Genomic DNA, 25,134 nt, shown 5'->3' with positions numbered 1-25,134 from the left:
GCGCATGTTCAGTACTTCGTGCCCCCAGTGCGGCGCGCCGGTCGAGTTTCGCTCGGCGGCGGCGGTGATGGCCGTCTGCGCGTTCTGCCGCAGCACGCTGCTCAAGCGCGGCACCGACGTCGAGCGCATCGGCGAGCTTGCCACGGTGCTCGACGATGCGTCGCCGATCCAGATCGGCACGGCCGGCCGCTACGGCAAGCGCATGTTCACGGTGCTCGGGCGCATCCAGATGACCTACGACGCCGGTGCGTGGAGCGAATGGTATGTCGTGTTCGACGACGGCGCATTCGGCTGGTTGTCGGATGCGTCGGGCCAGTACGCGGTCACGGTGCGCGAGCCCGACGATGCGTCCGGCGGCGCGTGGCCCGCATTCGGCACGCTCGAACCGGGCATGCGGATCGACCACGGCGGCCGCGCGTATCTCGTGTCCGACGTGCGCACCGCGCGCTGCACGGGCGGCGACGGCGAGCTGCCGTTCCGCGTCGATGCCGGCTGGGAGGCGCGCGTCGTCGATCTGCGGACCGGCAACGCGTTCGCGACCTACGATTATTCGGATGCCGATTCGAACGGCGGGAGCCCGGCCGTCTATTCGGGCGAGGCGCTGGAATTCGATGCGCTCGCGTTCACGGGGCTGCGCGATACGGAAGCCGATACGCGCGAGAAGCGCGGCGCGGAGATGGTGCCGTTCGCGTGCCCGAGCTGCGGCGCACCGCTGTCGTATGCGCCGAACGTGGCCGATTACGTGGTGTGCGGCAGTTGTCACGCGGGCGTGCAGTGCACGGCCGAGCAGCAGACCGTGTTCGCGGCGCAGCGCAAGCTCGAATCGGTGAAGGGCGCACTGGAGCTCGGCGCGATCGGCACGTTCGACGGCGTGAAGTACACGGTGATCGGCATGATGCGCTGCCGCGTGCCGGGCGACGACGAGACGTGGGACGAATACCTGCTGCTGAACCCGAAGCGCGGTTTCCTGTGGCTCGTGCAGAGCGAAGGGCGCTGGGAGCGCGTGCAGGTGCTCGATCATTGGCCGACGATCGGCAGCGAGTCCGACGTGACCGACGGCGGCAAGACCTACCGCCTGCGCGAGGAATATGAATCGGAGGTCGTCTACGTGGTCGGTGCGTTCAACTGGCGCGTGCAGGTAGGCGATCGCACGTCGATCATCGACTACGGCTGGCAGAAGGACAAGCTGACGCGCGAGCGCAGCGCTGCGGAGATCGTGTGGTCGCGTGCGCGGCCGCTGTCGGGCAGCGCGCTCGCCGAACGCTTCGGCACGCCGGCGCTCGCGACGGCCGCGGCCGCAACGGGCGCCGCCGCGTCGACGGGCCTGTTCGGCGGCAAAGGCCCGCACAGTTTCGCGCCGCTGCCGTGGGTGTTCAGCGCGCTGCTCGTGATCTTCAACATGGGCTCGCTGTTCTCGTTCAGCAGCCGCTCCGTCTACGTGCTGGTCGGCCTGATGGTGCTGTGGCTGCCTGAATGGCTGTGGAAGGGCTTTGCATCGGACGGGGGCAACTCGTGATCCGGTACATCCTCTACGGCGTCTATGGCCTGATCGTCGTCACGCTGTTCAGTTGCGCGTCGATCGGCGGCAGCGGTTCGGGCGGTGGCGGCTGGGGCAGTTCGTCGGCGCGCAGCGGCTACTCGTCGTACGGGTCGCACAAATGACCGCACGCGACGCGATTGCACCGCCGAGCGCGACGCTCGGCTCGCATGTGCTGGCCGACCTGGCCGGTATCGATGCGGCGCTGCTGCGCGACGCCGCACGGCTCGAAGCGATCCTCACCGAAGCGGCGCAACAGGCAGGCGCGCGCGTGATCGGCGCGCACTTCCATCATTTCGGCGGCGAGCATGGCGTGACGGGCGTCGTGCTGCTCGCCGAATCGCACATCACGATCCATACGTGGCCCGAGCATCGCTTCGCGGCCGTCGATGCGTTCATGTGCGGCGCGGCGCGTGCGGCCGATGCGGTCGATGCGATCGCCGCCGCGCTCGGCGCGCAGGCGCAGGCCCGGCAGCAGGTGGCGCGCGGCGCTGCATCGACCTGAGCGGGCATTTAACGAGGACGCGTCCTCATCGGGTTGGAGCAGTGGCTGCTATGCAGCCGTCACGTAGTGCCGCGGCGCGCGCGGTTCGAGAAGCTTCGAGCCCGCGCGCCGCACGATCGCGTCGCAATCAGCGATTGATCTGGTCCGCCGAGATCAGTTCGGCCACCAGCACTTGCGCCGGCCCCTGCAGGTAATACTCGTGTTCGAGCGGTTCCCGCAGCTTCATGAACGTTTCCGAACCGACCTGCATCGTTTCGCCCGCATGCATGCGCGCACCGCTTTCCAGCAGGTAGTGCATCACGTTGTTGAAGATGCCCGAATAGCGTTCGCCTTCGTGATGGCCTTCCGTGAGCGCCGCAAAATCGGGCAGGCCGAACACGTCGGCGCCATAGGTGCGCATCCACACGCCTTCGACGCCTTCGACCTCGTATTTCACGAAGCCGCAGAAGAACAGGTTCAACGGGATCTCGCGCAGCACTTCGAGGCTTTCGGCACCGAGCTCCTTCGCATCGAAGACACCGGCCGGCAGCGACGTGCGCGCGTGTTCGTTCAGCACCGCGAGGCCGTTCTGTTCGGCCAGCGCGCCGGCGACGGCCGCCAGCGCGACATACTGGTCGAGCGGATCGGGTTCATGTCCGGCGTAGTAGAGGATCACGTGGCTGCGGCTCGCGCGCACCTGCTGCTTCAGGTCCTGCCCGTAGTGGGCGGGCGCGACGCATGCTTCCAGCGCGTCGGACGGATAGGGCGCATCGAAGCCGACCAGCCGGACGACGTGGTTGCCCCAGCCGGCGAGCCCGAATACCTGCTCCAGCGTGGGCTCGGTTTCGACACGCGCGTGCTTCATGCTCGGATGGTACGCACGCAGCGCGGCCGTCAGCGAAGCGATATCGACCTGCAGCGGCCCGTCGAAGACGACCGTCACGCTCAGCGGATGCTCGACGTCGGACGCAGCGACCAGTGCGGCGGGGTTTTCGGGTTCTTCCTTGCGGCCAAAGAATCGGGATATCAGGCTCATGGGATTGTGTTTGTATCGACGCCGTTTCAGGGAGGAGTGCCCTGTTCTCTCGGTCAGGGCTCGCCGTCAGGGTGACGGCCGCCCGTAGTTTCCCCGGGTTCGGCGGATCTGGCAAATGCCCGATGAAGCGGCCATGGCGGGTTCGAACGTATCCGGAGGGAGACGGCGCAGACACGCCGGACCGCACGGCAGTGCGTATCAGCGCGGCAGCGCTTCCGCTTCGGCCCAGCGCTTGAACGAATCGAGACGCCGGCGCGTCTGCACGAGATAGAACGCGCCGATCAGCGGTTCGAGCAGCCAGCGCAGCCAGGACGGCTGAGCGCGGAAGTTGTACGTGAACTTCACTTCGGTCGAACCCGGTGTGTGTTCGGTGAAGTTCCAGCTGCCGCTGAAGCGTTCGAGCACCTTCGGCCCGTCGACCATTTCGACGGCAGCGACCTGCGGCGGGCGGTACGAGATGTAGCGCGACACCATCGTCGCGCCCGACTGGCTGCGGCAGAACGCGTCGACGCCGACGTCGGCCGTCGTTTCGTCGAGCAGATAGGCGTCGACGAGGAAGCTGTCCCACACGAGCCGCCGCGCGTAATCCTGCGACCACGTGAAGAGGCGTTTGCGATCGACGCCGACGGTCCGGCTGACTGAGATCCTCATGATGGCGGGCGCAATGGTGCGGATTGGGATGAAATCGAGTGTACCCCGCCAATACCGCGCATTTCGTCAGACTTGGTCAAGTCGAGCGTGTGCTCGATTGACGCACTCCGGGATTTCACCTAGGATTCATTCCAACCCTTCGGGAAAGACCCGAAGCGTTTCAATCTCTTGAGGGAGCCTCATGAGTACGCAACAGAACCGGCGCTTCGACGCGCTCGTTTTCATTGGTCGTTTCCAGCCTCCGCATCGTGGTCACCTGAACGTGCTGAAGTCGGCACTGAGCCGGGCCGAGCGCGTGTGCGTGCTGATCGGGTCGACCGACAAGCCCCGCACCATCAAGGATCCGTTCTCGTTCGACGAGCGCCGCCAGATGCTGGCTTCGCTGTTCGACGCGTCCGAGCGCGACCGCGTGACGATCGCGCCGTTGCAGGATTCGACGTACAACGACGGCGACTGGGTGCGCTGGGTGCAGGACGCCGTCGCGTCCGCGCTCGGCGAAGTCGCGCAGCGCAAGGTCGGGCTGATCGGCCATGAGAAGGACGCCACGTCGTATTACCTGCGGATGTTCCCGCAATGGGAGCTCGTCGACGTCGATGCGACCGAAGACATTTCCGCCACCGAGATCCGCGACCAGTATTTCGCAGAACGCACCAACAGCTTCGTGCAGTGGGCCGTGCCGGAACCCGTGTTCGGCTGGCTCGAGCGTTTTCGAACGCAGCCGGAATTCGCGCAACTGAAGTCGGAAGCCGAATTCATCGCCGCGTATCGCAAGGCATGGGCAGCCGCGCCTTATCCCGTCACGTTCGTGACGGTCGACGCGGTGGTCGTGCACTCGGGTCATATCCTGCTCGTGCGCCGCCGCAGCGAACCGGGCCGCGGCCTGTGGGCACTGCCGGGCGGGTTCGTGAACCAGGACGAGCGGCTCGATGCGGCTTGCATCCGCGAGCTGCGCGAGGAGACCGGCCTGAAGCTGCCGGAGCCCGTGCTGCGCGGCTCGATCAAGGATCGGCAGGTGTTCGATCACCCGACCCGCTCGCTGCGCGGCCGCACGATCACGCACGCGTGCCTGTTCAATTTCCCGACCGGCGAGCTGCCGCGCGTGAAGGGCAGCGACGACGCCGACAAGGCACGCTGGGTGCCGCTCAACGAATTCGCGCAGATGCGCAACGTGATGTTCGAGGATCACTTCGACATCGCGTATCACTTCCTGGGGAAGCTGTGATCCGCTGATTCCCCGCATTCCGGTCCGCCGCGACAGACGCGGCGGCACTTCAACGGCCTAGAGGAGCTCTAGCCATGCAAAACGATCCCGGCGGCTTTGCCGCGGTTCTCGCCAATCCGATCCTCAACACGGATTCGTACAAGGCTTCCCACTTCCTGCAATATCCGCCCGACGCGTCGGCGATGTTCTCGTACGTCGAATCGCGCGGCGGCCGCTACGACCGCACGCTGTTCTTCGGCCTGCAGATGCTGCTGAAGGAATATCTGTGCAAGCCGGTCACGCACGCGATGATCGACGATGCGCGCGATTTCTTCACGGTGCACGGCGTGCCGTTCAACGAAGCAGGGTGGCGCTACATCGTCGAACGCTACGACGGCTATCTGCCCGTGAAGATCCGCGCGGTGCCGGAGGGTTCGGTCGTGCCGGTGCACAACGTGCTGATGACCGTCGAATGCGACGATCCGCAGGTGTTCTGGCTCGCGTCGTATCTCGAGACGATGCTGTTGCGCGTCTGGTATCCGGTGACGGTCGCGACGCGAAGCTGGCACCTGCGGCAGACGATCCGCCGTTTCCTCGAAAGGACCGACGACGATCTCGCGCAACTGCCGTTCAAGCTGCACGACTTCGGCGCGCGCGGCGTGTCGAGCGCAGAGTCGGCCGCGATCGGCGGCGCGGCGCACCTCGTGAATTTCATGGGCTCGGATACGGTGCTCGGCGTGCTGGCCGCGAACCGCTTCTATCGCGAGCCGATGGCGGCGTACTCGGTGCCGGCGGCCGAGCACAGCACGATCACGTCGTGGGGGAGGGAAGGCGAGGCCGATGCGTACCGGAACATGATCCGCCGCTTCGGGCTGCCCGGCGCGATCGTGTCGGTCGTGTCGGACTCCTACGATCTGTTCGCCGCGCTCGATCTGTGGGGCGGCGAACTGCGGCAGGCCGTGATCGATTCTGGCGCGACGCTCGTCGTGCGTCCCGATTCGGGCGACCCGGTGAAGATCGTGATGCAGACCGTGCGCGCGCTCGACGCGTCGTTCGGCTCGACCTTGAACGGCAAGGGGCGGCGCGTGCTGAACCGCGTGCGCGTGATCCAGGGCGATGGTGTCGACGAGTTGTCGATCGACGCGATTCTTTCCGCACTCGACGACGCGGGTTATGCGGCCGGCAATGTCGTGTTCGGCATGGGCGGCGCATTGCTGCAGCAGGTGAACCGCGATACGCAGCGCTTTGCGATGAAGTGCTCGGCGATCCGGCGCGGTGGCGTGTGGCACGACGTCCGCAAGGATCCCGTCACCGATCAGGGCAAGCGCTCGAAGAAGGGGCGGCTCACGCTGCTGCGCAATCGCCGCACCGGAGAGTATCGGACGACGACACTGCCCGTTGCGTGGGACGATCGGGCGCTGGAAGGCGAATGGGACGAGGCGCTCGAAACGGTGTTCGATACGGGGCGGCTGCTGGTCGATACGACGTTTGCCGAGGTGCGGGCGAGGGCGCACGCGGGGGAGGTTTGAGGTAGAGAGCGGGGTGGCGCGAGGCGTTCGTGTCACCCTGACGCTGGCGAGATCGGTGGCGGCTTCGTCGAAGGCGGTCAGGGTCGACGGATTGCCCGGGATGTCGGTGTGATGCGAGGATCGTCGCAAAGATGCCGGCATCCGTCTTTACACAGCGGAACCAGTGTCAGTCCGATCTGAAGATAACCCTCGTAGCCGGCGCTGTCTTTCGGATACGGTTTCGAGATCATGTGTGTGTCCGACCATATGTTCTCGTCCTTGATGCCGAGCTGGACGAGATATTCCCTCAGATTGGCCGCTCGATGCAGCGCAAGCGCTTGTGGGTCCCTTTCACCGACATACGCGCCGGCTGAGATGATGCCGCGGATGTCGGCATCGGGCCACTGACGGGCGCGGATAACCATGTCCGCAATCTTGACTCGATCCTCATTTGGAATGTCGGAAGAGTTGAGCGGGACACTGTCCAGCATGTCTTCGGAAACGGTACATGCCGCGAGCGGCGGCGAAAATGCCAGGCATAACCCGAGCGCGATGCTCGTCAGATGCGCGAGAGATCTCACCACAGGACCCTGTCGTCAAAGAATGAAATATAGCAAGCGAGGCTGTCGGCGTTATTGATCGCCAGATCCCGATGATCTCGTGCCCAGTATTTAAGGCCGGTCCCGAATCCGTAGATTTCGTCGTTCGAGTCGAAGGTGTCGACGTAGTGCGTACACTCGTGAATCAGGACCTTCAACTTGCAATTGGAAGAGAGTCGAGCGTCGGGAAGCGTGCAGAAGTGTGGATAGATTGCGATGATTCGCTTGTCCGAATCGGGTTTGCATACGGCGGCATCGGCGATTCCGTTGTCGGGAAACACGGTACACGTGATGTTTCGCTGTTTCTGCTCGTCCCACCGGATGACATTTTCCGGTTTCAATTCCTGCATGACGCGCAGAAGCTTCGGTAGCCCGGTCCGTAGGTGGTGTCGAATTGCCTCATCGGATCGCCCGAACCAGGTCTGGACGCGTTCCTGTTCTCCTTGATCCCAATGTGCAATCCCGTGAATCCGATCCTGAATCAATGAAATCGCCGCGTCACGCAACCGCACGATCAGTTTCCGGAATGCCTTGTTCGACATGTTCTCGCAGATCGGTGTCAGGTCGAGGTCGATAACATGAACGGATCCTGGCGTCGTGTTCGTGTAGGTGGTTCCAACGAAAACCCATTCGTCGTCTTCGTCTTCGGCAGCGTCGTGTGAATTCAGAATCCCGCTCATTGGCTCGATAGATCCCGGCAAAAAAGTTGGGAAACTATCGGTTGTCGGGAGCGTGCTCGTCTATGGGACGAGTACGATTTTTCGTCCCGTCGACCAAGAGCCAGAGTGACGTTACGGATGCCGAAAGAGGCCGATCACCGCACCGCTCAATTACCGTCTGCGCATCCGCCCGCCATCACGGCTCTCCGGGCAGCAAGCGTCCGCCCGCATCCGCCTGCACGCGCGCGTGCTCCGCCGCCCGAGCCGCCTCCATCGCCCGCGCAAGCGCATCGAACACCGCCGGCCCCTTGCAGCGCGACACGTTGAAGCGCAGGTACGACGTCGCGCTGCGCGACACGCTGAACACGTTGCCCGGCGCCAGCACGACGTCGTGGTCAAGCGCGTGGCGCGCGACGCGCGCGGCGTCGAGCCCGTCGGGCAGTTGCGCCCACACGAACAGGCCGCCGCGCGGCTCCGTCCAGATTCCGAGCCCCGCGCGCGCGAGGCGCCGGATCGTCTCGCCCATCGCGTCAGCAAGACGCGCGCGCAGGCTGTCGAGGTGACGCCGGTACGTGCCGTCGATCAGCAGCCGGTGCACGATGTTCGCGCCGATCTGCGCGTTGCCGAACGACGTCGCGAGCTTCAGGTCGACGAGCGCCTCGATCCATTCCGGGCGCGCGGCGACGTAGCCGCAGCGGATCGCGGCCGACAGCGTCTTCGAGAAGCTGCCGATCGACACGACGCGCGACAGCCCGTCGAATGCCGCAAGGCGCGGCGCGGGCGCGCTCTCGAAATCCGCGAAGATGTCGTCCTCGACGATCAGCAAGTCGTGCTCGGCCGCGAGCGTCAGCAGCCGGTGCGCAACGGGCGGTGCGAGCGTCGCACCGGTCGGGTTGTGCAGCGCAGCATTGGTGATGTACAGGCGCGGTCGGTGCTCGGCGAGCACCTGTTCGAAGCGCACGAGATCGGGACCGTTCGGCGTGTACGGGACGCTGACGATCCGCGCGCGATGCGCGCGCAGCAGCGCCTGGAAGTTGAAGTAGCACGGATCGTCGAGCACGACCGTGTCGCCCGGCTCCAGCAGCAGGCGACATACGAGGTCGAGCGCATGCGTGCCGCCGTCGGTCAGCATGATCTGCGCGGGTTCCGCGTGAACGCCGTGCTGCGCGAGCCGCCACGCGAGCTGCTGGCGCAGCGCGGGCAGGCCGAGCGGCGTCGCGTAGTCGGTCAGCGCGTCGGATTCGTCGCGCGACACGGCGCGCAGCGCGCGGCGCAGGCTCTCGTCGGGCAGCCACGACGACGGCAGCCAGCCGCAGCCGGGTTTCACCGTCGTCGGCGCCGCCTCCAGCGACTGGCGCGACAGCCACAGCGGATCGAGTTCGCGGTCGAGGCGCGGGCCGAGATCGGCGAGCGCGAGCGGCGGTGCGTGGCCCGACACGTAGAAGCCCGAGCCGCGCCGCGCGACGAGCACGCCTTCGCTCGCGAGCCGCTCGTATGCATCGACGACCGTCGATTTCGACACGCCGAGCGCGTCGGCCATCATCCGGATCGACGGCACGCGCGCGCCGGGCATCAGCGCGCGGCTCGCGATCCGCGCGCGCAACGTATCCATCACGGTTTCGACGCGCGTGCGCGACGGCGCGGGCGGAACGGGAATCGGGGCGGAATGGTTCATGGCGAAGAGTGAACTGTACGGCCGGTTGTCCAGTACAGTTTGTCCGGATTGTATTGGGGTGTAGCTTACGCGTTTTTCGCGGGCGGCGGATCATCGTTCATCCACCTTTCCCCGTTCAGGATTTCCCGTGCAAAAGACAACCGACGGATGGCTCAGCGGCCTGCTGGGCGTGATCATCTTCAGTGGCTCGCTGCCTGCGACGCGTGTCGCGGTGCAGGGGCTCGACCCGCTGTTCCTCACGTTCGCGCGCGCGACGATCGCCGGCGCGCTCGGCCTGCTGCTGCTCGTCGTGCTGAAGCAGAAGCGGCCGTCGCGGGCCGAGGCCGTGTCGCTGGCGATCGTCGCACTCGGGGTCGTGGTCGGTTTCCCGTTGCTGACGGCGCTTGCGCTGAAGCACGTGACGTCGGCGCACGCGATCGTGTTCGTCGGGCTGCTGCCGCTCGCGACCGCGCTGTTCGGCGTGTGGCGCGGCGGCGAACGGCCGCGGCTGCCGTTCTGGATCTTCTCGATCGTCGGCAGCGGCGCGGTGGCCGCGTTTGCGCTGCGCAACGGCGGCCAGGCGTCGGTGGTCGGCGATGCGCTGATGCTGGCCGCGATCGTCGCGTGCGGGCTCGGCTACGCGGAAGGCGCGCGCCTGTCGCGCGATCTCGGCGGCTGGCAGGTGATCTCGTGGGCGCTCGTGCTGTCGCTGCCGCTGATGCTGCCGCTCACGTGGCTTACGTGGCCCGCGTCGTTCGACGGTGTCGATGCCGCCGCGCTGTGGGGGCTCGCGTATGTGTCGCTGTTCAGCATGCTGATCGGCTTCGTGTTCTGGTATCGCGGGCTCGCGCTCGGCGGGATCGCGGGCGTCGGCCAGTTGCAGCTGCTGCAGCCGTTCTTCGGTTTCCTGCTGGCCGCCGGGCTGCTGCACGAGACGGTGCCGCCGGCGATGGTCGTCGTGACGGTCGTCGTGGTCGGCTGCGTGGCCGGCGCGAAGTACTTCTCGAAAATAGCGCCGGTGCAGCGCGCGGGGTGACGCGCATGCCGTTCCATGCCGTCGCTCGACGGCACGGAGCGGCATGCTTACGCGACGTGCGCTACGCCATACTGCGAAGACAGATACCGACGGATATCGGCCGGCGAATCGATGAAGCGCCGGCCGCTGTGCTCGCGAATCGCGAGTGCGCCGTCCTTCGGCGCTTGCCCGTCGCCGAGCACGAGCACGGGGGCCGACTGGTTGTCTGCGCCGATCAGCGCGACGATAGGCTGGCGCGGCCGCGGCGCGTCGATGTATTCGACATCGACGGCGTCGCGAAGCTGCGGGTAGAAGCTCAGCAACCCTTCGACGGAAACGGAATCGCCGCAGTAGAACGGACCTTCGGAGTCCTTGAAAAAACCGGGGCGAAGAATGAACAGCGTGTCTTTCATGATTGTCTCGCTATGAGAGAGGGACGAACGTTGAAGAAAACGTAAATCTGAGTGGCGTGTACTACGTCGCGGAATTGCACGCTTCCGTGAGCGCGGCGGCGCGCATCCTCGCGAAACCGGCAGCGAGGTCGGCGATCATGTCGTCGGGATGCTCGAGCCCCGCGTGAATCCGCAGCAGCGGGCCGGCCGCCGCCCATTGCGTGGCGGTGCGATGGCGCGACGGATTGGACGGGACGATCAGGCTTTCGAAGCCGCCCCAGCTATACCCCATGCCGAAGCACGTCATTCCGTCGAGCAGCGCGCGCACCGCATCGTCGGGCTGCGGATGCAGCACGATGCCGAACAGCCCGCACGCGCCGGTGAAGTCGCGCTGCCACAGCGCATGGCCGGGGTCGCCGGGCCGCGCCGGATACAGGATTTGCGCGACCTCCGGCTGTTTCGCGAGCCATTCGGTGAGCGCGTGCGCGTTGCGCTGGTGCCGCTCGAGCCGGACCGACAGCGTGCGCAAGCCGCGCAGCGCGAGATACGCGTCGTCGCCGCTGACGGTCATCCCGAGTTGCCGGTAGAAGCGCGTCACTTTCGGCGCGAGCGCCTCGGTCGTCAGGATCGCACCCATCAGCACGTCGGAGTGTCCGGCAATGTATTTCGTGGCGGCATGAATCGACACGTCGACGCCATGCGAAAACGACCGGAAATTCAGCGGCGTGCCCCAGGTGTTGTCGAGCAGCACGACCGCGCCGTGCCGGTGCGCGACGCGGCTGATGGCCGGGATGTCCTGCACTTCGAAGGTCAGCGAACCCGGCGATTCGGCAAATACCGCGCGCGTGTTCGGCCGCATCAGCGATGCGATGCCGGCGCCGATCGCCGGATCGTAGTACGTCGTCTCGATGCCGAGGCGCGCGAGCGTCTCGTCGCAGAACGAGCGGGTCGGGTCGTACACGGAATCGGCCATCAGCAGATGGTCGCCGGGGTTCAGCACGGCGAGCAGCGCGGTCGTGATCGCGCTGAGGCCGCTCGGCGTCAGCAGCGCGGCGTGCGCGCCTTCGAGGCGCGCGAGCGCTTTCTCGAGCGCGCGCGTGGTCGGGCTGCCGTGACGCCCATACGCGAGCGGCGTGCCGCGCACCGCGTCGAGCGCGTCGGTGTCGTGAAAGAGCAGCGTCGACTGGCGGTACACGGGCGGGTTCACGGGCGAACCGGGCTGGCCGTGCGAGCGGCCTTCGTGGGCGAGTACGGTTTCGGTCGAATGCAGGTGGTTCAAGGTGTCGTCCTTTGAGGGGCAATCAATCAGTCAATCGAAGCGGTGCGAGGCAGTCGCCGCGCGGTCAATGCAGGATCTTGTCGAGGAAGTCGCGTGCGCGTTCGGAGCGCGGCGCGGCGAAGAACCTGTCGCTGGCCGCATCCTCGACCACCGCGCCCTGGTCCATGAAGATCACGCGATGCGCGACCTTCCGCGCGAAGCCCATTTCATGTGTGACGCATACCATCGTCATGCCGTCGCGCGCGAGCTCGACCATCACGTCGAGCACTTCGTTGATCATCTCGGGGTCGAGCGCCGAGGTCGGTTCGTCGAACAGCATCGCGACCGGGTTCATCGACAGTGCGCGCGCGATCGCGACGCGCTGCTGCTGCCCGCCTGACAACTGCCCCGGATACTTGTGCGCATGCGCCTTAAGGCCGACGCGATCAAGCAGCTTCATGCCGTTCTCGACGGCCTCGTCCTTGCGGCGGCCGAGCACCTTGATCTGCGCGAGCGTCAGGTTCTCGGTGATCGACAGGTGCGGAAACAGCTCGAAGTGCTGGAACACCATGCCGACGCGGGCGCGCAATTGCGCGAGTTTCGCGCCGGGATCGCCGAGCCGCGTGCCGTCGACGGTGATGCTGCCTTTCTGGAACGGCTCGAGACCGTTGATCGTCTTGATCAGTGTCGACTTGCCGGAGCCCGACGGCCCGCACACGACGACCACTTCGCCTTTCGAGACCGCCGCGCTGCATGCCGAGAGGACCTGATGCTTGCCATACCATTTCGATACGTTGTCGAGCGTAATCATGTTCTGTCCGTCGTTGAGGTTCGGGATGAAGGTCCGGCACGCGCTCAATGCGCGGACGGCAGCGCGAGGCGCGTCTCGACGCGGCCCTGAAGCCGCGTGAGCAGCGTGCTCAGCACCCAGTAGATCGCGGCGGCGGCGAGATAGAGCGGCAGCGGCTGGAACGTCGCGGCGATCACTTCCTGCGTCGAGCGCAGCAATTCGGTGACGGTGATCACCGAGACCAGCGACGTGTCCTTGATCAGGCTGATCAGCGTGTTGCCGAGGCTCGGAACCGCGAGGCGCAGCGCTTGCGGGCAGACGATGTAGCGCAGCGTCTGCACGTGCGTGAGGCCGAGGCTGTGCGCGGCCGCCCATTGCCCGCGGCCGATGCCGAGGATCGCGCCGCGCATGCTCTCCGACAGATAGGCGCCCGCGTTGAGCGTCAGCGTGAAGATGCCGGCCGTCGTCGGATCGAGCGTGATGCCGAGATCGGGCAGCCCGTAGTAGACGACGAACATCTGCACGAGCAGCGGCGTGCCGCGCATCAGGCTGACGTAGCCCTGCGCAAGCCCCGCTGCGAGCCGGTTGCTGCCGATGCGCATGATCGCGATCACGAGCCCGACGACGAGGCCGAGCGCCATTGACGCCACCGCGAACTTCAGCGTGAGCACGGCGCCCTTGACCATCACGGGCAGCGTATGAACGACCAGATCGAGTGCTTCCATCACGTGTCTCCTGATTGTGTGCCGGACGGCCCGCGCGTTCGTGCGCGCGGGCTCGGGGCGGGCTGCGTTATTGCGTCACCGGCTTGGTCGTGTCCGTGCCGAACCACTGCATCGAGATCTTCTTCAGCGTGCCGTCCTGTTGCAGCGACGCGACCGCATCGTCGATCGCCTTCGCGAATTTCGGATTGCCCTTGCGGAACGGGATGCCCATCCGGTCCTCGCCGCCCGCGAGCACGGAGCCGGGGCGCAGCGGCAGGTGCGAGTTCTTGATCAGGTAGCCGAGCATCAGGCGATCGTTGACCGCCGCGTCGATTCGACCGGCCGCGAGGTCGCGCAGGTTTTCCGGCGTGCCCGGATACACCTGCAGGTCGATCGCGGGCACGGTCTTGACGAGATCGACGTAGTTGCTGCCCATCGTCACGCCGACCTTCTTGCCCTTCAGTTCGTCGAGCGACTTGAACGCGCGCGTGTCGTTCTGCCGTTGCAGCAGTTGCGCGGACGAATACACGTACGGTGCGCTGAAGTCGAGCGCCTGCTGGCGCGACGGCGTGATCGCGACCTGGTTGACGATCACGTCGAACTTGCCGGCCTGCAGGCCGGCGAGAATCCCGCTCCATTCGGTCGTGACGAATTGCGGCTTCACGCCGAGGCGTGCGGCGACGGCCTTCGCGACGTCGACGTCGAAGCCTTCGAGCTGGCCGTCGGCATTGCGGTAGTCGAACGGCGGGTAGGTGCCTTCCAGCGCGATCTTCAGGACTCCGGCCTGCTTGACGGTGTCGAGCAGGTCCGCCGCGTGCGACGTCGCGGTCGCGATGCAGAGGAGGGCGGCGGCGATGCCTTGCTTGAGCGTCGGGGTGAAGTGCTTCATGGTTGTCTCCGTGGTTGTTGTCGAAAATTCAGGGTGTGCGAAGCCGCGGCGACGGGCGGTGTCGCCGGGGGCGGGAAATCGGTGGAGCGCGCGGCGGCGTGTGTCGTTAGCCGCCGTGCGTGATGCCGTGCGTTACGGCATGCGTTCGCGCGCGCTGGTGGATCGGCGCGAATGCGGATGAAGGCGCGAGAAGCGCGAGCGGTCGCAGCGTGACGCGTGAGCGGGCCGCGCGGCACACATGTCGAACGTGTTCCGGTGTGCGGCGAAGAGTTCAAGCATGCGGATCATGATTGCCCGTGCAGCGTTGCGAGAGTGGTAGGCCGGTGCATCGTCGATGCGTATCCGGCGACAAGAATGCTGAGCGACTGAGGGCAATCTTAGGTTTGTCAAAAAGGAAAGTGTTTCCAAAGATGCCCGCACTTTCTACGCGCCGTGGAATGTTTTTCTCCGCATGCGAAAGGTGGCGCAAGCGATCTGCTGCGGTTGCGCGTGATGCGAGGCATCAGGTGCTACGGTGCGGTCGTGCGGTTGCTCCGGGCCGCGACCGGGCGAACCTGCAGCACGCCGAAAAGCAAAACGGCCAGGCTTGCCGGTAGCGGCAAGCCTGGCCGTTGGCCTTCGTCACGCCGAAAGCGCGTTACTCGAACGTCTCGAGCGCGAGCAGTTCGCCGATCGTCTGCCGGCGGCGGATCAGCCGCGGCGCGCCGCGATCGACGAGCACTTCCGGCGCGAGCGGCCGGCTGTTGTAGTTCGAGGACATCGACGCGCCGTACGCGCCTGCGTCGTGCAGGAACAGCAGGTCGCCGATCTGCGGCTGCGCCAGCTTGCGGTGCGTGACCACGCCGCCCGCGTCCTGCGTGAACACGTCGCCCGATTCGCACAGCGGCCCCGCGATCGCGAGGTCGACGAGCGGCCGGCCGGCCGGCAGCGCGCCGTCGTGCGTGTGCACGGATACCGCGTGGTAGCTGCCGTACATCGACGGGCGCATCAGGTCGTTGAAGCCCGCGTCGATCAGCACGAAATCGTGCTTCGGCCGGCGGTTGACGGCCTGCACTTCGGTGACGAGCGTGCCGGCTTCGGCGACGAGGAAGCGGCCCGGTTCGATCTCGATGCGCACCGCGTGGCCGAGATGCCGTTCGATCCGCTTGCGCGCGGCGTCCCACTGGCTGAAGTAGTGACCGACGTCGACACGCGGCTCGCCGTCGCGATACGGAATCGACAGGCCGCCGCCGGCCGAGATCGCGTCGATGTCATGGCCGAGCGACGTGACGAGATCGACCATCGCATCGCACACCTGCGACAGGTGGCCGTAGTCGACGCCCGAGCCGATGTGCATGTGGATGCCGACGAGCTTGAGCCCGTACTGGCGCACGATCTCGATCGCGCGCGGCACGTCGTCGATCCAGATGCCGTGCTTGCTTTGCGGGCCGCCGGTGTTGGTCTTGTTGCTGTGGCCGTGGCCGAAACCGGGGTTGACGCGCAGCCACACGCGGTGGCCCGGCGCGTGCTCGCCGATGCGCGCGAGCATGTCGAGCGAACCCGCGTTCACGGTCACGCCGTGCTTCAGTACGGCCGCGAGCGTCGGGCGGTCGATCAGGTCGGCCGTGAACACGACGCCTTCCGGCTCTCCGGCCGGACTGAACCCGGCCGCAAGGCTGCGCTCGATCTCGCCGAGCGACACGGCATCGACGCACGCGCCTTCCTCGCGCATCAGCTTCAGGATATGGACGTTCGAATTCGCCTTCTGTGCGTAGCGGATCACGTCGAACTGGCGCAGTTGGGCGATGCGGTTGCGGATGACGTCGGCGTCGTACACCCACAGCGGGGTGCCGTATTGCTGCGCGAGCGTCGCGAGCTGGCGGGAATCGAGGGACATGGCGGATGAATCGTGTCGAATGAACGGATAGCGTGGATGATGCGCCTGTTCGGCTATACAGTAAAATGCCTGTTTATCGATATTCGATTCATTCCTGATATAGAACCATGCTCACGCACCGTCATATCGAGGTCTTTCGCGCGCTGATGGTCACCGGCAGCACGACGCGCGCGGCCGAGATGCTCTATACGTCGCAACCGACGATCAGCCGCGAGCTCGCGCGGATGGAGCAGGTCGTCGGCTTCGCGCTGTTCGAGCGCGCGCACGGCCGGCTGCGGCCGACGATGGCCGCGCTCACGCTGTTCGACGACGTGCGGCTTGCGTATGTGGGGCTCGAGCGCGTCGCGGCGACGGCCGCGCGCCTGCGCGAGTTTCGCGACGGCCAGCTTTCGGTGATCGCGCTGCCGGCGTTCTCGCACGCGATCCTGCCCGGCGCATGCCGGCGCTTTCACGCGGATCATGCGGGCGTCAGCGTGTCGGTCGCGACGCAGGAGTCGCCGGTGCTCGAGGAGTGGCTGACCGCGCAGCGGTACGACCTCGGGCTGACCGAGCACGACGTCGCGCCGGCCGGCACGCTGCTTACGCCGCTGCTCGAAGTCGACGAAGTGTGCGTGCTGCCCGACGGCCATCCGCTGCTCGCGCAGGACGCGATCGATCTGCTGGATCTCGCCGATCGCCCGTTCGTGAGCCTGTCGCTGAACGATCCTTATCGCATCCTGATCGACGAGGCGTTTGCGCAGTTGGGCGTCGCGCCGCGCTCGGTGGTCGACACGCCGTCGGCCGTGTCGGTGTGCGCGTTCGTGCGGCAGGGGCTCGGCGCCGCGATCGTCAATCCGCTGACTGCGCTCGATTTCGTCGGGCGCGACCTGCACGTGCGGCCGCTCACGCGGTCGTTTCCGTATCGGGTCAGCATGATCGTGCCCGAGCACCGGCCGAAGAACCTGCTCGTCGATGCGTTTGCCGACGCGTTGCGCGGCGAGGCGAAGGCGATCCGTCGCCGGCTTGCCGCGCTTCTCGGCTAGCGGCGCCGTATGATGGCCGTTTCGCCGCCATCGTCCTCACTTTCCGGAACCTTGTCATGACCGACGCTTCGCTTTCCATCGAACCACCGACCCTCACTGGCGAGCGCGTCGAACTGCGGCCGCTCGAAGCATCCGACCGGCAGGTGCTGCTCGATGCCGCCGCGGACGGCCGGTTGTGGAACCTGAAGGTCACGGTCGTGCCGGGCGCGGAGACGATCGACGCGTATATCGACACGGCATTGCAGGGGCGCGCGGCCGGCACCGTGATGCCGTTTGCGATCGTCGATCGCGCATCGGGCCGCGTGATCGGCAGCACGCGCTTCTGGAAGATCGATCGCAAGAATCGCAAGCTCGAGATCGGCCATACGTGGCTGAGCGAATCGGCGCAGCGCACGCGCGCGAATACCGAAGCGAAGTGGCTGTTGCTGACCTACGCGTTCGACACGCTGCACTGCGTGCGCGTGCAGTTCACGACCGACGAGCTGAACGAAAAATCGCGCGCGGCGATTCTGCGGCTCGGCGCGAAGCAGGAAGGGATCGTGCGTCACGAACGAATCATGCCGGACGGCCGCAAGCGCAATTCGGTGCGCTTCAGCATCATCGACGAAGAATGGCCGGACGTGCGCGCGCGGTTGATGGCGAAGCTCGCGACGTAACGCATAACGCGTGACGTGCAGCGCGCGCGTTCGCGGATCGTCTGGTCAGACGTGCATCGCGCAGCCGGCAGGGGAGGCGGCTGCGCGATGACAGGGGAAGCGGTGCGCCGCGCACGACGCGCGGCGCTGCATCGTTACTGCGCCGATGCGAGGTGGTGACGCTCCGCGAGTTTCTGCGCGTCCGCGTAGTGCTTCTGCAGAATCGGCAGCGACTGGCGTGCGACTTCCTTCAGCTTCGTGTCGCGGCCCGACGCGATTTCGGCCTGGAAGGCCGAGATCGTCTTCTGCTGGCCGGCGAGCGCGACCTGCTCGATATACGCCTTGTCGAACTCGGCGCCGCGCAGGGTCTTGATGCTGTTCAGCACGGTCGTGTCGGGGTCGTTGGCCGGCACGTCGACGCCGCGCGGGCTTGCCGCGCGCATCGCCTGGATGATCTTTTCATCGTCGGCCGACACGCGTTGCGCGAAAGCCTTGACCTGGCTGTCCGACGTGCGCGCATCGGCGATGCGTGCCGCGTCGTGCTGCGTCGACACGGTTTTCGTGCCATCCGTGATGAAGGCCTGGTCGGCTTCGTGGATGCGCGTCGCGGCAGCGGCCGGCGCGGCGGGCGCTGCGGGTGCCGGTTGCGCGGTTTGCGCGGTCGCCGTCACGGCGACGAGAAGCAGGCCAGCGGCAGACAAGGCAAGGCGCGAGATGTGGGGAAAGCGGTTCATGGGACCTCCTTTCGATCGGGGCTCTGGTTAAAAATACGGATGACGTGATCCGTAGCTGTGCGAGAGACCGGGCGCGCCCGGGCCGGATTCGACCGCCGCTCTGCCGCGGCGCCGGTCGAAGTGTTTCCCGGCCCGACTGATTCTAGGAGAGCGGTCGGGTAGCAGGTGCAACCGCGCTGTGGTTTGTGTAACGGTTGGTAAGACCCATCGATTGGCAGGTGCGCGTACCGGTATTGCGTACCTGGTGCACGCGTGGCGGCGGCAATTTTTGCGCGTGTGCGGCGTGCGGGATGCACGTGCGTGTCATCTGCATTTCATCGTCGTGCTGCTGTTGCCTTGTCGTGTGCATCGAGCGACGTGACGACTTGCGCGTGCGATGCGCTTGAACGTGTCACACGCGATCGAGCAGTGCATCGAGGCGCGGCAGCAACGGCGTCGCGCAATGCGCCTGCAATGCGTCGGGTGCGGTGTAGCCCCACGCGACACCCTGGAATGCGATGTGCGCGCGTCGTGCGGCGTCGGCATCGCGGATTTCGTCGCCGACATACAGCACTTCGTCGGCGCGCACGCCGGCCTCGCGAACGAGCGCGCGCAGACGCCGCGCCTTGCCGAACAGCGGAATGCCGCACGCGAAGGTGTCGACGCGGCTGCTGGCACGCGGGCCGAGCCGGTCACGCACGATTTCCTCGGTATTCGACGTGGCGATCGCGATGCGGATGCCGCGCGCGGCGAGCGCGTCGAACGTGTCGTCGACGCCGGGAAACAGCATCACTTGCGCGACGCGCGGCTTCATCAGGCGGCGCATGTCGATCGTCACGCGCGGCACTTTCCACATCGGCACGTCGAGCGCACGGATGATGTCGCGCGCCGACATGCCGCGCAGCGCCGGGCGCAGCTCGGGCGTGGCGTCGCGAAAGCCGTGCAGGCGCGACGCTTCCGACAGCGCCGCGAGAAAGCTGTCGAGCGAATCGGCGAGCGTGCCGTCGAAGTCGAATGCGATGAGGCGGTAGGACATGACGCGATGTGACGGGTTTATTGAGCAGGCGACATTGTCACCGAATCGAGGCCCGTCGCCTGCACGGTCGCGCATCTGGTGTCGCCTTCCGGTCGGTCGTCGGGAGCATGCGCGGTTGTAGAAGGCCGGCACGGGCTACATCATCCACCGAAATGCGTGTGCGGGTAAGCGGGCGAGTGCCGCAAGCGTTGCCGGCCGGCGCGCGCGCCGCACGAAAACCCGGCCGCTTCCGCTGAAGCGTTGCAAGGCCTGCCGGGCGCTGCCGGCGCCGTGAGGCGGAGAGGGTAGTGCTCCGGAGGGGAGCTACTCGTAGTGATAGCGACAGGACACGATGCTGATCTGAAGGTCGTCAGCCTCGTAGACCAGGCGGTTCGTGTCGTCGATACGGCGCGACCAGAAGCCGGAGAGATTGGCCTTCAAAGGCTCGGGTTTGCCGATGCCTTCGAACGGCGTTCGCTGGGCTTCGCGAATGAGCTGGTTGATGCGCTTGAGCGTCTTGCGATCCTGGCCCTGCCAATAGACATAGTCGTCCCACGCGTCGGAAGTAAAGAGCACGCGGCGTATGCTCATTCATCATCCTCGGCGAGCTTGCGTTCTTTCGCCTTGCCCTTGCGCAGTTGCGCGATCGAACGTTCGAGATGGGCGACGTTGGCCGGCGAGCGCAGCAAGTGAACCGTCTCCATCAGGCTGTCGTAGTAGTCCTGCGACATGATGACGGCGTTCGGTGCATCGCGGCGCGTGATGAGCGTCACGTCCGCATCGTCGACAACCTGGTCGATGACGGTCTTCAGGTTGCCGCGGGCATCCGAAAAATGAATCGTGCGCATGATTTGCCTCACTTGTACACATAACCGTACAAGTATAGCACGATTGATAAATATGTACGGGTTGCTGTACAAGTTTCCCGGTGAGTGTATGTGGTTGCGCGCCACAGTCCGGCAAGAGGATTCTCACCTGTCGTGCCGCAGCGGTGTGGTGGTGCCGCTTGTAGCCCGCCGCACAGCGCGGTATCGTCGATGCTCCGCCTCCCGCCCCCCACCGGAGAACAGACGTGCCCGCAGCCACCCCCGCCACGCTGAGATTTTCCACCGACAAGCGCGAACTCGACATAGACGCGATCTTCGACTTCCTGCATCGCGACGCGTACTGGTCGCAGGGCATTCCGCGCGACGTGGTCGAGCGTGCGATCGAGGGTTCGCTGTGTTTCGGTGCGTATGTCGGCGACCGGCTTGTCGGGTTCGCGCGGCTCGTCACCGATCACGCGACGTTCGCGTATCTGTGCGACGTGTTCGTGCTGCCGGCCGAACGCGGCAACGGCTACGGCCGCGCGCTGATCGATCACGTATTCGCGCAGGAGATGGTGCAGCGCCTGCGTCGCATCATGCTCGTGACGACCGACGCGCACGAACTGTACCGGCCGGTCGGCTTCGGGCCGTCCGCGAATCCCGAGCGGCTGATGGAGATCCGCCGTCCCGACATCTATACGAAACGCTGACGCGCGGCGCAGCGCATACAATACGCGCTTTCCGTTTTTGCCGAAGAGAAGCCCATCATGACCGAACAGGAAGCCGAACAACTCGCGACGCATCGCCACTACAAGGGTGGTTTGTACCGTTATATCGGCGTCGCCCGCCATTCCGAAACCGAGGAATCGGTGGTCGTGTACGAGCATCTGTGGCCGCATGCGCGCGGCCTGTGGGTGCGGCCGGAAGCGATGTTCAACGGCAATCTCGAAGACGGCACGCCGCGTTTTCGCAAGCTGCGCGACTGAGCGGGCAACACCGGCGCCGGCACCTAGCCTGCGCCGCCCGGGTTGTCGTGCGACGCCTGTTGCCGCAGCGCCATCGTGAAGAAGCGCCGGATTTCATCCATCAGTTCCGCGCGGGCCGACGCGAAATCGAACGCGCGCCGGTTTTCGTGCGCGTAGCGCCGGCGCCAGTCGTCGGCCGCATGCCGCGCCTCGCGTGCGCGCAGATCGTCGAGTTCGGGCGTGCGCAGCGCGTGATCGGCGATCAGCGTCACGCCGTCGCGGCCGACCTCCAGCACGCCGCCCGCGACGAGCAGGCGACGATGCTCGCCGGTCGGCGCGTCGACGAGCGTCACGACGCCGGGCCGGATCCGCGTGAGCAGCGGCGCGTGGTGCGGATAGATCCCCAGTTCCCCGCTTTCGCCCGGGACGACGACGAAATGTGCGTCGCCGGCATACAGCACCGCTTCCACGCTCAGGATGTCGAGCCTCATCGACGTCGTCATGCGCGCCCCCTTCAGACCGCCGCCGCGCCGGCGACGATTTCGCACAGCTCGGTGGTGATCTGCGCCTGCCGCGTCTTCTGGTACAGGTGCCGCAGTTCGCGCAGCACGCGGTCGGCGTTGTCCGTCGCGGTCTGCATGCTGAACATCCGCGCGCATTGTTCGCACGCATAGTTCTCGACGACCGCCTGATAGAGCGTTGCCTCGACGTAGCGCAGCAGCAAGGTATCCACGACCGGTTTGGGCGCGGGCTCGTAAAGATAGTCGGATGCCGCCGCGCCGTCGGCCGGCGCGCCGGTGTCGATCTTCGCGATCGGCAGCATCGCATCGATACGCGGCTCGTACGCGAGCGGGCTCGTCAGCCGGTTGTAGGCGACGTGCACTTCGTCGAGCTCGCCGTTGACGAACGCGGTCAGCGGCACGAGCAGCGCGCCGAGCAACTGGTCGAAGTGCGGCTCGGCGGCCAGGCCGCTCGCGCGCGCCGTGATGGTCGCGCCGTGGCGCATCAGCGGCGCGATGCCGCGCGCACCGATCACGCTCAGTTCGCACGCGACGCCGGCCCGGTCCCAGCGTTCGAGCGCATCCACGCATGCGACGAGCAACCGCGCATTGAGCGGGCCGCACAGCCCGCGATCGGTGCTGACGACGATCAGGCCGACGCGGCGTACGGGATCGCGCCGCGCCATCAGCGCCGACACGTGGTCGGGCCGGTCGCGCAGCACGCGTTCGGCCATCGCCCCGATGCGCGCCGCATACGGGCGGAACTCGCGGGCGCGTCGCTGCGCGTTCGCCATCTTGGTGCGCGCCATCATTTCCATCGCCTTGGTGATCGTGCGCGTGGACGACGTACTGGCGATCTTCGAGCGGATTTCGCGTATGTGCATGTCAGGGGGGCGCCGCGGCCATCCGGATGTCATCGTGTGGTTTCATGCTATCGGGACTTCACCTGAAACGATTGACAAGGGTCAAACGATTTCGCCCGGTCTCGCACCAGAATTCTTTTACGTAATCCTCGCGAAGGGGTATTCGATGACCGATTTCCGCCAGCACCAGAAGTACGACGCGCTGATTGCGCGTTGCCGCTCGCTACGCCCGGTGACGGTCGCGGTTGCGCATCCTTGCGACGAGGTATCGCTGCGCGCGGCCGTCGCCGCCGCTCGGGCCGGTATCGTCGTGCCCATCCTGGTCGGACCGGCGGCGCGCATCACGGCGCTTGCCGCGACGCTCGGCGTCGACCTGTCCGGCTACCGGCTCGTCGATGCGCCGCACAGCCACGCGTCGGCCGCGCGCGCCGTCGAGCTGGTGCGCTCGGGCGACGCGCAGGCGCTGATGAAGGGCAGCCTGCACACCGACGAGTTGCTGGAGGAGGTGGTGCGCGCCGATACGGGGCTGCGCACCGGGCGGCGCCTGAGCCACGTGTTCATCATGGACGTGCCGACTTACCACAAGCCGTTGTTCATCACCGACGCGGCGGTCAACATCCGTCCGACGCTCGAGCAGAAGGCCGACATCGTGCAAAACGCGATCGATCTCGCGCACGCGCTCGGCATCGGTCAGCCGAAGGTCGCGATCCTGTCGGCGATCGAGACGGTCAGCTCGAAGCTGCCGTCGACGCTCGACGCGGCCGCGCTGTGCAAGATGGCCGAGCGCGGCCAGATCACCGGCGCGCTGCTCGACGGGCCGCTCGCGCTCGACAATGCGATCAGCCCCGAAGCCGCGCGGCTCAAGCATCTCGGTTCGGCGGTCGCGGGCGACGCGGACATCCTTCTCGCGCCCGACCTCGAGGCGGGCAACATGCTCGCGAAGGAGCTGACGTTCCTGGCGAACGCCGATGCAGCCGGCATCGTGCTCGGCGCGCGCGTGCCGGTGATCCTGACGAGTCGCGCGGACAGCGAACGCACGCGCCTGGCGAGCTGCGCGGTCGCGGCGCTCGTCGCGGAGGCGGCGCGCACCACGGCGGCGCTCGCTGCCGCGCCGGCCGTTGCGGCCGACGCACACTGACGGGGCCGCGATGCGACATCCCGTTCTGGTACTCAATGCCGGCTCGTCGAGCCTCAAGTTCTCGGTCTACGACACGCGCGAGGATCGCTCGCTCGATGCGGGCCTGCACGGGCAGGTCGAGAACCTGCATGGCACCCCGCATCTGTTCGTGTCCGACGCGCACGGCGCGACGCTCGCCGACAGCCCCGTCGCGCGACCGGGGCACCAAGGTGCGATCGAAGCGCTGCACGCGTGGTTCGCAGCTCACGTCGGGCGGGAGGCCGCGTTCGACGGCGTCGGGCACCGGGTCGTGCACGGCGGCCCGTATTTCACCGCGCCGGTGCGGATCGACACGCGCGTGCTCGATGCAATAGCGTCGCTTTCGCCGCTCGCGCCGCTGCACCAGCCGCATCACGTCGACGCGATCCGCGCGGTCGCCGCGGTCGCGCCGAACCTGCCGCAGGTCGCGTGCTTCGACACGGCGTTCCATTCGACGATGCCGGCGCTCGAACGGGAGTTCGCGTTGCCGCGCGCGCTGACCGAACAGGGGATCGTGCGCTACGGTTTCCACGGGCTGTCGTACGAATACATCACGACGGCACTCCCGGCGCTCGATCCGTCTTGGGCGCAGCGCCGGACCGTCGTCGCGCACCTCGGCAACGGCGCGAGCCTGTGCGCGCTCGCGAACGGCCGCAGCGTGGCGACGACGATGGGGTTCACGGCCGTGGACGGGCTGCCGATGGGCACGCGCACAGGCGCGCTGGACCCGGGCGTGATCCTTTACCTGCAGCGTCACGAGGGCCGGTCGCTCGACGAGGTCGAGCATCTGATCTATACGGAATCGGGTTTGCTCGGCGTGTCCGGCGTATCGAGCGACATGCGCACGCTGCTCGCGAGCGACGCGCCGTCGGCCGCGCACGCGGTCGAGCTGTTCGCGTACCGCGCGGCTCGCGAACTCGCCGCGCTGGCCGGCGTGCTCGGCGGTCTCGACATGCTCGTGTTCACGGCGGGCATCGGCGAGCACGCGCCGCGCGTGCGTGAACGGATCTGCAGCCGCGCGGCGTGGCTCGGCATCGCGCTCGACGACGCGGCGAACGGCGCCGGCCTGCCGGTGATTTCGAGCGACGCGTCGCGCGTGACGGTGCGCGTGATCCCGACCGACGAGAACCTGATGATCGCGCGGCACACGCGCCGCGTGCTGGACGACGCGATCCCTTCCACGCCGTATCCGACTCGGTGAAACCT

29 protein-coding genes are annotated in these 25,134 nt (G+C 66.6%); 12 read left to right on the top strand and 17 right to left on the bottom strand.

Annotation, left to right across the window (positions count from 1 at the left end; all coding sequences use genetic code 11):
• Positions 1-4: 4 nt before the first annotated feature.
• From ACM6JT_RS23870 to speD, 3 genes are read left to right on the top strand one after another with little or no spacing between them, the layout of a single operon-like run.
• Positions 5-1,516 (top strand): DUF4178 domain-containing protein, encoded by a 1,512-nt coding sequence (locus ACM6JT_RS23870; protein WP_407972098.1) that lies wholly within the window; start codon positions 5-7, stop codon positions 1,514-1,516.
• Positions 1,513-1,662, top strand: a complete 150-nt coding sequence (locus tag ACM6JT_RS23865) for a hypothetical protein (protein ID WP_153489189.1) — start codon at positions 1,513-1,515, stop codon at positions 1,660-1,662. Before ACM6JT_RS23870 ends, ACM6JT_RS23865 begins: the two co-directional genes overlap by 4 nt.
• A complete protein-coding gene (gene speD, locus ACM6JT_RS23860; protein ID WP_414857436.1) occupies positions 1,659-2,042 on the top strand; it encodes an adenosylmethionine decarboxylase in 384 nt (127 codons plus the stop codon). Before ACM6JT_RS23865 ends, speD begins: the two co-directional genes overlap by 4 nt.
• Before the next feature lie 127 nt (positions 2,043-2,169).
• On the opposite strand, the gene ACM6JT_RS23855 is transcribed toward speD, so the two are convergent.
• A complete protein-coding gene (locus ACM6JT_RS23855; protein WP_414857435.1) occupies positions 2,170-3,057 on the bottom strand; it encodes a DUF4261 domain-containing protein in 888 nt (295 codons plus the stop codon).
• A gap of 198 nt (positions 3,058-3,255) precedes the next feature.
• Entirely contained in the window at positions 3,256-3,708 is a 453-nt protein-coding gene (locus ACM6JT_RS23850; protein ID WP_414857434.1) for a type II toxin-antitoxin system RatA family toxin, read from the bottom strand.
• Positions 3,709-3,889: 181 nt separating this feature from the next.
• Here ACM6JT_RS23850 and ACM6JT_RS23845 point away from each other — a divergent pair, with 181 nt between their 5' ends.
• Together ACM6JT_RS23845 and ACM6JT_RS23840 are read left to right on the top strand one after the other, a co-directional pair.
• Positions 3,890-4,930 (top strand): bifunctional nicotinamide-nucleotide adenylyltransferase/Nudix hydroxylase, encoded by a 1,041-nt coding sequence (locus tag ACM6JT_RS23845; RefSeq protein ID WP_034180544.1) that lies wholly within the window; start codon positions 3,890-3,892, stop codon positions 4,928-4,930.
• Positions 4,931-5,004: 74 nt separating this feature from the next.
• The gene (locus tag ACM6JT_RS23840) at positions 5,005-6,438 is read left to right on the top strand and encodes a nicotinate phosphoribosyltransferase (protein ID WP_414857433.1); all 1,434 of its coding nucleotides are present in this window, start codon (positions 5,005-5,007) and stop codon (positions 6,436-6,438) included.
• Between the two features lie 77 nt (positions 6,439-6,515).
• Here ACM6JT_RS23840 and ACM6JT_RS23835 read toward each other — a convergent pair whose 3' ends face one another.
• The 3 genes from ACM6JT_RS23835 to ACM6JT_RS23825 form a co-directional block, all read right to left on the bottom strand.
• Complete coding sequence (locus ACM6JT_RS23835; RefSeq protein WP_131948443.1) at positions 6,516-7,001, bottom strand: hypothetical protein; 486 nt, start codon at positions 6,999-7,001, stop codon at positions 6,516-6,518.
• Positions 6,995-7,696, bottom strand: coding sequence for a M35 family metallo-endopeptidase (locus tag ACM6JT_RS23830; RefSeq protein WP_414857432.1), 702 nt, complete (start codon positions 7,694-7,696; stop codon positions 6,995-6,997). Before ACM6JT_RS23830 ends, ACM6JT_RS23835 begins: the two co-directional genes overlap by 7 nt.
• Positions 7,697-7,871: 175 nt before the next feature.
• The gene (locus tag ACM6JT_RS23825) at positions 7,872-9,350 is read right to left on the bottom strand and encodes a PLP-dependent aminotransferase family protein (protein WP_414857431.1); all 1,479 of its coding nucleotides are present in this window, start codon (positions 9,348-9,350) and stop codon (positions 7,872-7,874) included.
• Between the two features lie 127 nt (positions 9,351-9,477).
• Between ACM6JT_RS23825 and ACM6JT_RS23820 the strand changes: the two genes are divergently transcribed.
• Positions 9,478-10,365, top strand: a complete 888-nt coding sequence (locus tag ACM6JT_RS23820) for a DMT family transporter (RefSeq protein WP_217587859.1) — start codon at positions 9,478-9,480, stop codon at positions 10,363-10,365.
• 47 nt (positions 10,366-10,412) lie between these two features.
• On the opposite strand, the gene ACM6JT_RS23815 is transcribed toward ACM6JT_RS23820, so the two are convergent.
• From ACM6JT_RS23815 to lysA, 6 genes are all read right to left on the bottom strand, one after another.
• Positions 10,413-10,757, bottom strand: coding sequence for a DUF3088 domain-containing protein (locus ACM6JT_RS23815; RefSeq protein ID WP_105391143.1), 345 nt, complete (start codon positions 10,755-10,757; stop codon positions 10,413-10,415).
• Between the two features lie 61 nt (positions 10,758-10,818).
• Positions 10,819-12,015, bottom strand: a complete 1,197-nt coding sequence (gene metC, locus ACM6JT_RS23810) for a cystathionine beta-lyase (protein WP_414857430.1) — start codon at positions 12,013-12,015, stop codon at positions 10,819-10,821.
• A 64-nt stretch (positions 12,016-12,079) separates the two neighbouring features.
• Positions 12,080-12,805: an amino acid ABC transporter ATP-binding protein gene (locus ACM6JT_RS23805; RefSeq protein WP_034180538.1), complete on the bottom strand. Its 726-nt coding sequence runs from the start codon at positions 12,803-12,805 to the stop codon at positions 12,080-12,082.
• A gap of 44 nt (positions 12,806-12,849) precedes the next feature.
• Positions 12,850-13,509 carry an amino acid ABC transporter permease gene (locus ACM6JT_RS23800; RefSeq protein WP_034180537.1) on the bottom strand — a complete coding sequence of 220 codons (660 nt, stop codon included), beginning with the start codon at positions 13,507-13,509 and terminating at the stop codon, positions 12,850-12,852.
• A 67-nt stretch (positions 13,510-13,576) separates the two neighbouring features.
• Complete coding sequence (locus ACM6JT_RS23795) at positions 13,577-14,377, bottom strand: transporter substrate-binding domain-containing protein (RefSeq protein WP_414857429.1); 801 nt, start codon at positions 14,375-14,377, stop codon at positions 13,577-13,579.
• 637 nt (positions 14,378-15,014) lie between these two features.
• Positions 15,015-16,253 carry a diaminopimelate decarboxylase gene (lysA, locus tag ACM6JT_RS23790; RefSeq protein WP_175747350.1) on the bottom strand — a complete coding sequence of 413 codons (1,239 nt, stop codon included), beginning with the start codon at positions 16,251-16,253 and terminating at the stop codon, positions 15,015-15,017.
• Positions 16,254-16,360: 107 nt separating this feature from the next.
• On the opposite strand from lysA, the gene ACM6JT_RS23785 reads away from it, so the two are divergent.
• Both ACM6JT_RS23785 and ACM6JT_RS23780 read left to right on the top strand, forming a co-directional pair.
• Entirely contained in the window at positions 16,361-17,275 is a 915-nt protein-coding gene (locus ACM6JT_RS23785) for a LysR family transcriptional regulator (protein ID WP_034180534.1), read from the top strand.
• Positions 17,276-17,331: 56 nt separating this feature from the next.
• Positions 17,332-17,931, top strand: coding sequence for a GNAT family N-acetyltransferase (locus ACM6JT_RS23780; RefSeq protein ID WP_414857428.1), 600 nt, complete (start codon positions 17,332-17,334; stop codon positions 17,929-17,931).
• 134 nt (positions 17,932-18,065) lie between these two features.
• On the opposite strand, the gene ACM6JT_RS23775 is transcribed toward ACM6JT_RS23780, so the two are convergent.
• From ACM6JT_RS23775 to ACM6JT_RS23760, 4 genes are all read right to left on the bottom strand, one after another.
• Positions 18,066-18,644, bottom strand: a complete 579-nt coding sequence (locus ACM6JT_RS23775; protein WP_131948434.1) for a DUF4142 domain-containing protein — start codon at positions 18,642-18,644, stop codon at positions 18,066-18,068.
• 391 nt (positions 18,645-19,035) lie between these two features.
• A complete protein-coding gene (locus ACM6JT_RS23770; protein ID WP_105391137.1) occupies positions 19,036-19,659 on the bottom strand; it encodes an HAD hydrolase-like protein in 624 nt (207 codons plus the stop codon).
• Positions 19,660-19,962: 303 nt separating this feature from the next.
• Positions 19,963-20,229 carry a Txe/YoeB family addiction module toxin gene (locus ACM6JT_RS23765; RefSeq protein ID WP_131948433.1) on the bottom strand — a complete coding sequence of 89 codons (267 nt, stop codon included), beginning with the start codon at positions 20,227-20,229 and terminating at the stop codon, positions 19,963-19,965.
• On the bottom strand, positions 20,226-20,486 hold the full coding sequence (locus ACM6JT_RS23760; protein WP_069748763.1) for a type II toxin-antitoxin system Phd/YefM family antitoxin: 261 nt from the start codon (positions 20,484-20,486) through the stop codon (positions 20,226-20,228). Before ACM6JT_RS23760 ends, ACM6JT_RS23765 begins: the two co-directional genes overlap by 4 nt.
• A 224-nt stretch (positions 20,487-20,710) precedes the next feature.
• Between ACM6JT_RS23760 and ACM6JT_RS23755 the strand changes: the two genes are divergently transcribed.
• Positions 20,711-21,154, top strand: coding sequence for a GNAT family N-acetyltransferase (locus ACM6JT_RS23755; RefSeq protein ID WP_034180528.1), 444 nt, complete (start codon positions 20,711-20,713; stop codon positions 21,152-21,154).
• A 57-nt stretch (positions 21,155-21,211) separates the two neighbouring features.
• Positions 21,212-21,430: a DUF1653 domain-containing protein gene (locus ACM6JT_RS23750; protein ID WP_006480837.1), complete on the top strand. Its 219-nt coding sequence runs from the start codon at positions 21,212-21,214 to the stop codon at positions 21,428-21,430.
• A gap of 23 nt (positions 21,431-21,453) precedes the next feature.
• Here the strand turns inward: ACM6JT_RS23750 and atpC are convergent, their stop codons facing one another.
• Positions 21,454-21,912 carry an ATP synthase F1 subunit epsilon gene (gene atpC / locus ACM6JT_RS23745; protein WP_034180527.1) on the bottom strand — a complete coding sequence of 153 codons (459 nt, stop codon included), beginning with the start codon at positions 21,910-21,912 and terminating at the stop codon, positions 21,454-21,456.
• Between the two features lie 11 nt (positions 21,913-21,923).
• Positions 21,924-22,793 carry an ATP synthase F1 subunit gamma gene (gene atpG, locus ACM6JT_RS23740; protein WP_034180526.1) on the bottom strand — a complete coding sequence of 290 codons (870 nt, stop codon included), beginning with the start codon at positions 22,791-22,793 and terminating at the stop codon, positions 21,924-21,926.
• A gap of 145 nt (positions 22,794-22,938) precedes the next feature.
• Between atpG and ACM6JT_RS23735 the strand changes: the two genes are divergently transcribed.
• Positions 22,939-23,910: a phosphate acetyltransferase gene (locus tag ACM6JT_RS23735; protein ID WP_131948431.1), complete on the top strand. Its 972-nt coding sequence runs from the start codon at positions 22,939-22,941 to the stop codon at positions 23,908-23,910.
• A 10-nt stretch (positions 23,911-23,920) separates the two neighbouring features.
• Positions 23,921-25,129 carry an acetate/propionate family kinase gene (locus ACM6JT_RS23730; protein ID WP_414857427.1) on the top strand — a complete coding sequence of 403 codons (1,209 nt, stop codon included), beginning with the start codon at positions 23,921-23,923 and terminating at the stop codon, positions 25,127-25,129.
• The last annotated feature ends 5 nt before the right edge of the window (positions 25,130-25,134 follow it).

This window comes from Burkholderia sp. IT-111MI5 (assembly GCF_949752865.1).
In the GTDB taxonomy this organism is placed as follows: domain Bacteria; phylum Pseudomonadota; class Gammaproteobacteria; order Burkholderiales; family Burkholderiaceae; genus Burkholderia; species Burkholderia pyrrocinia_C.
The sequence above is the reverse complement of the archived record's forward strand: the minus strand, read 5'-3'. Positions and strand labels throughout refer to the sequence as shown.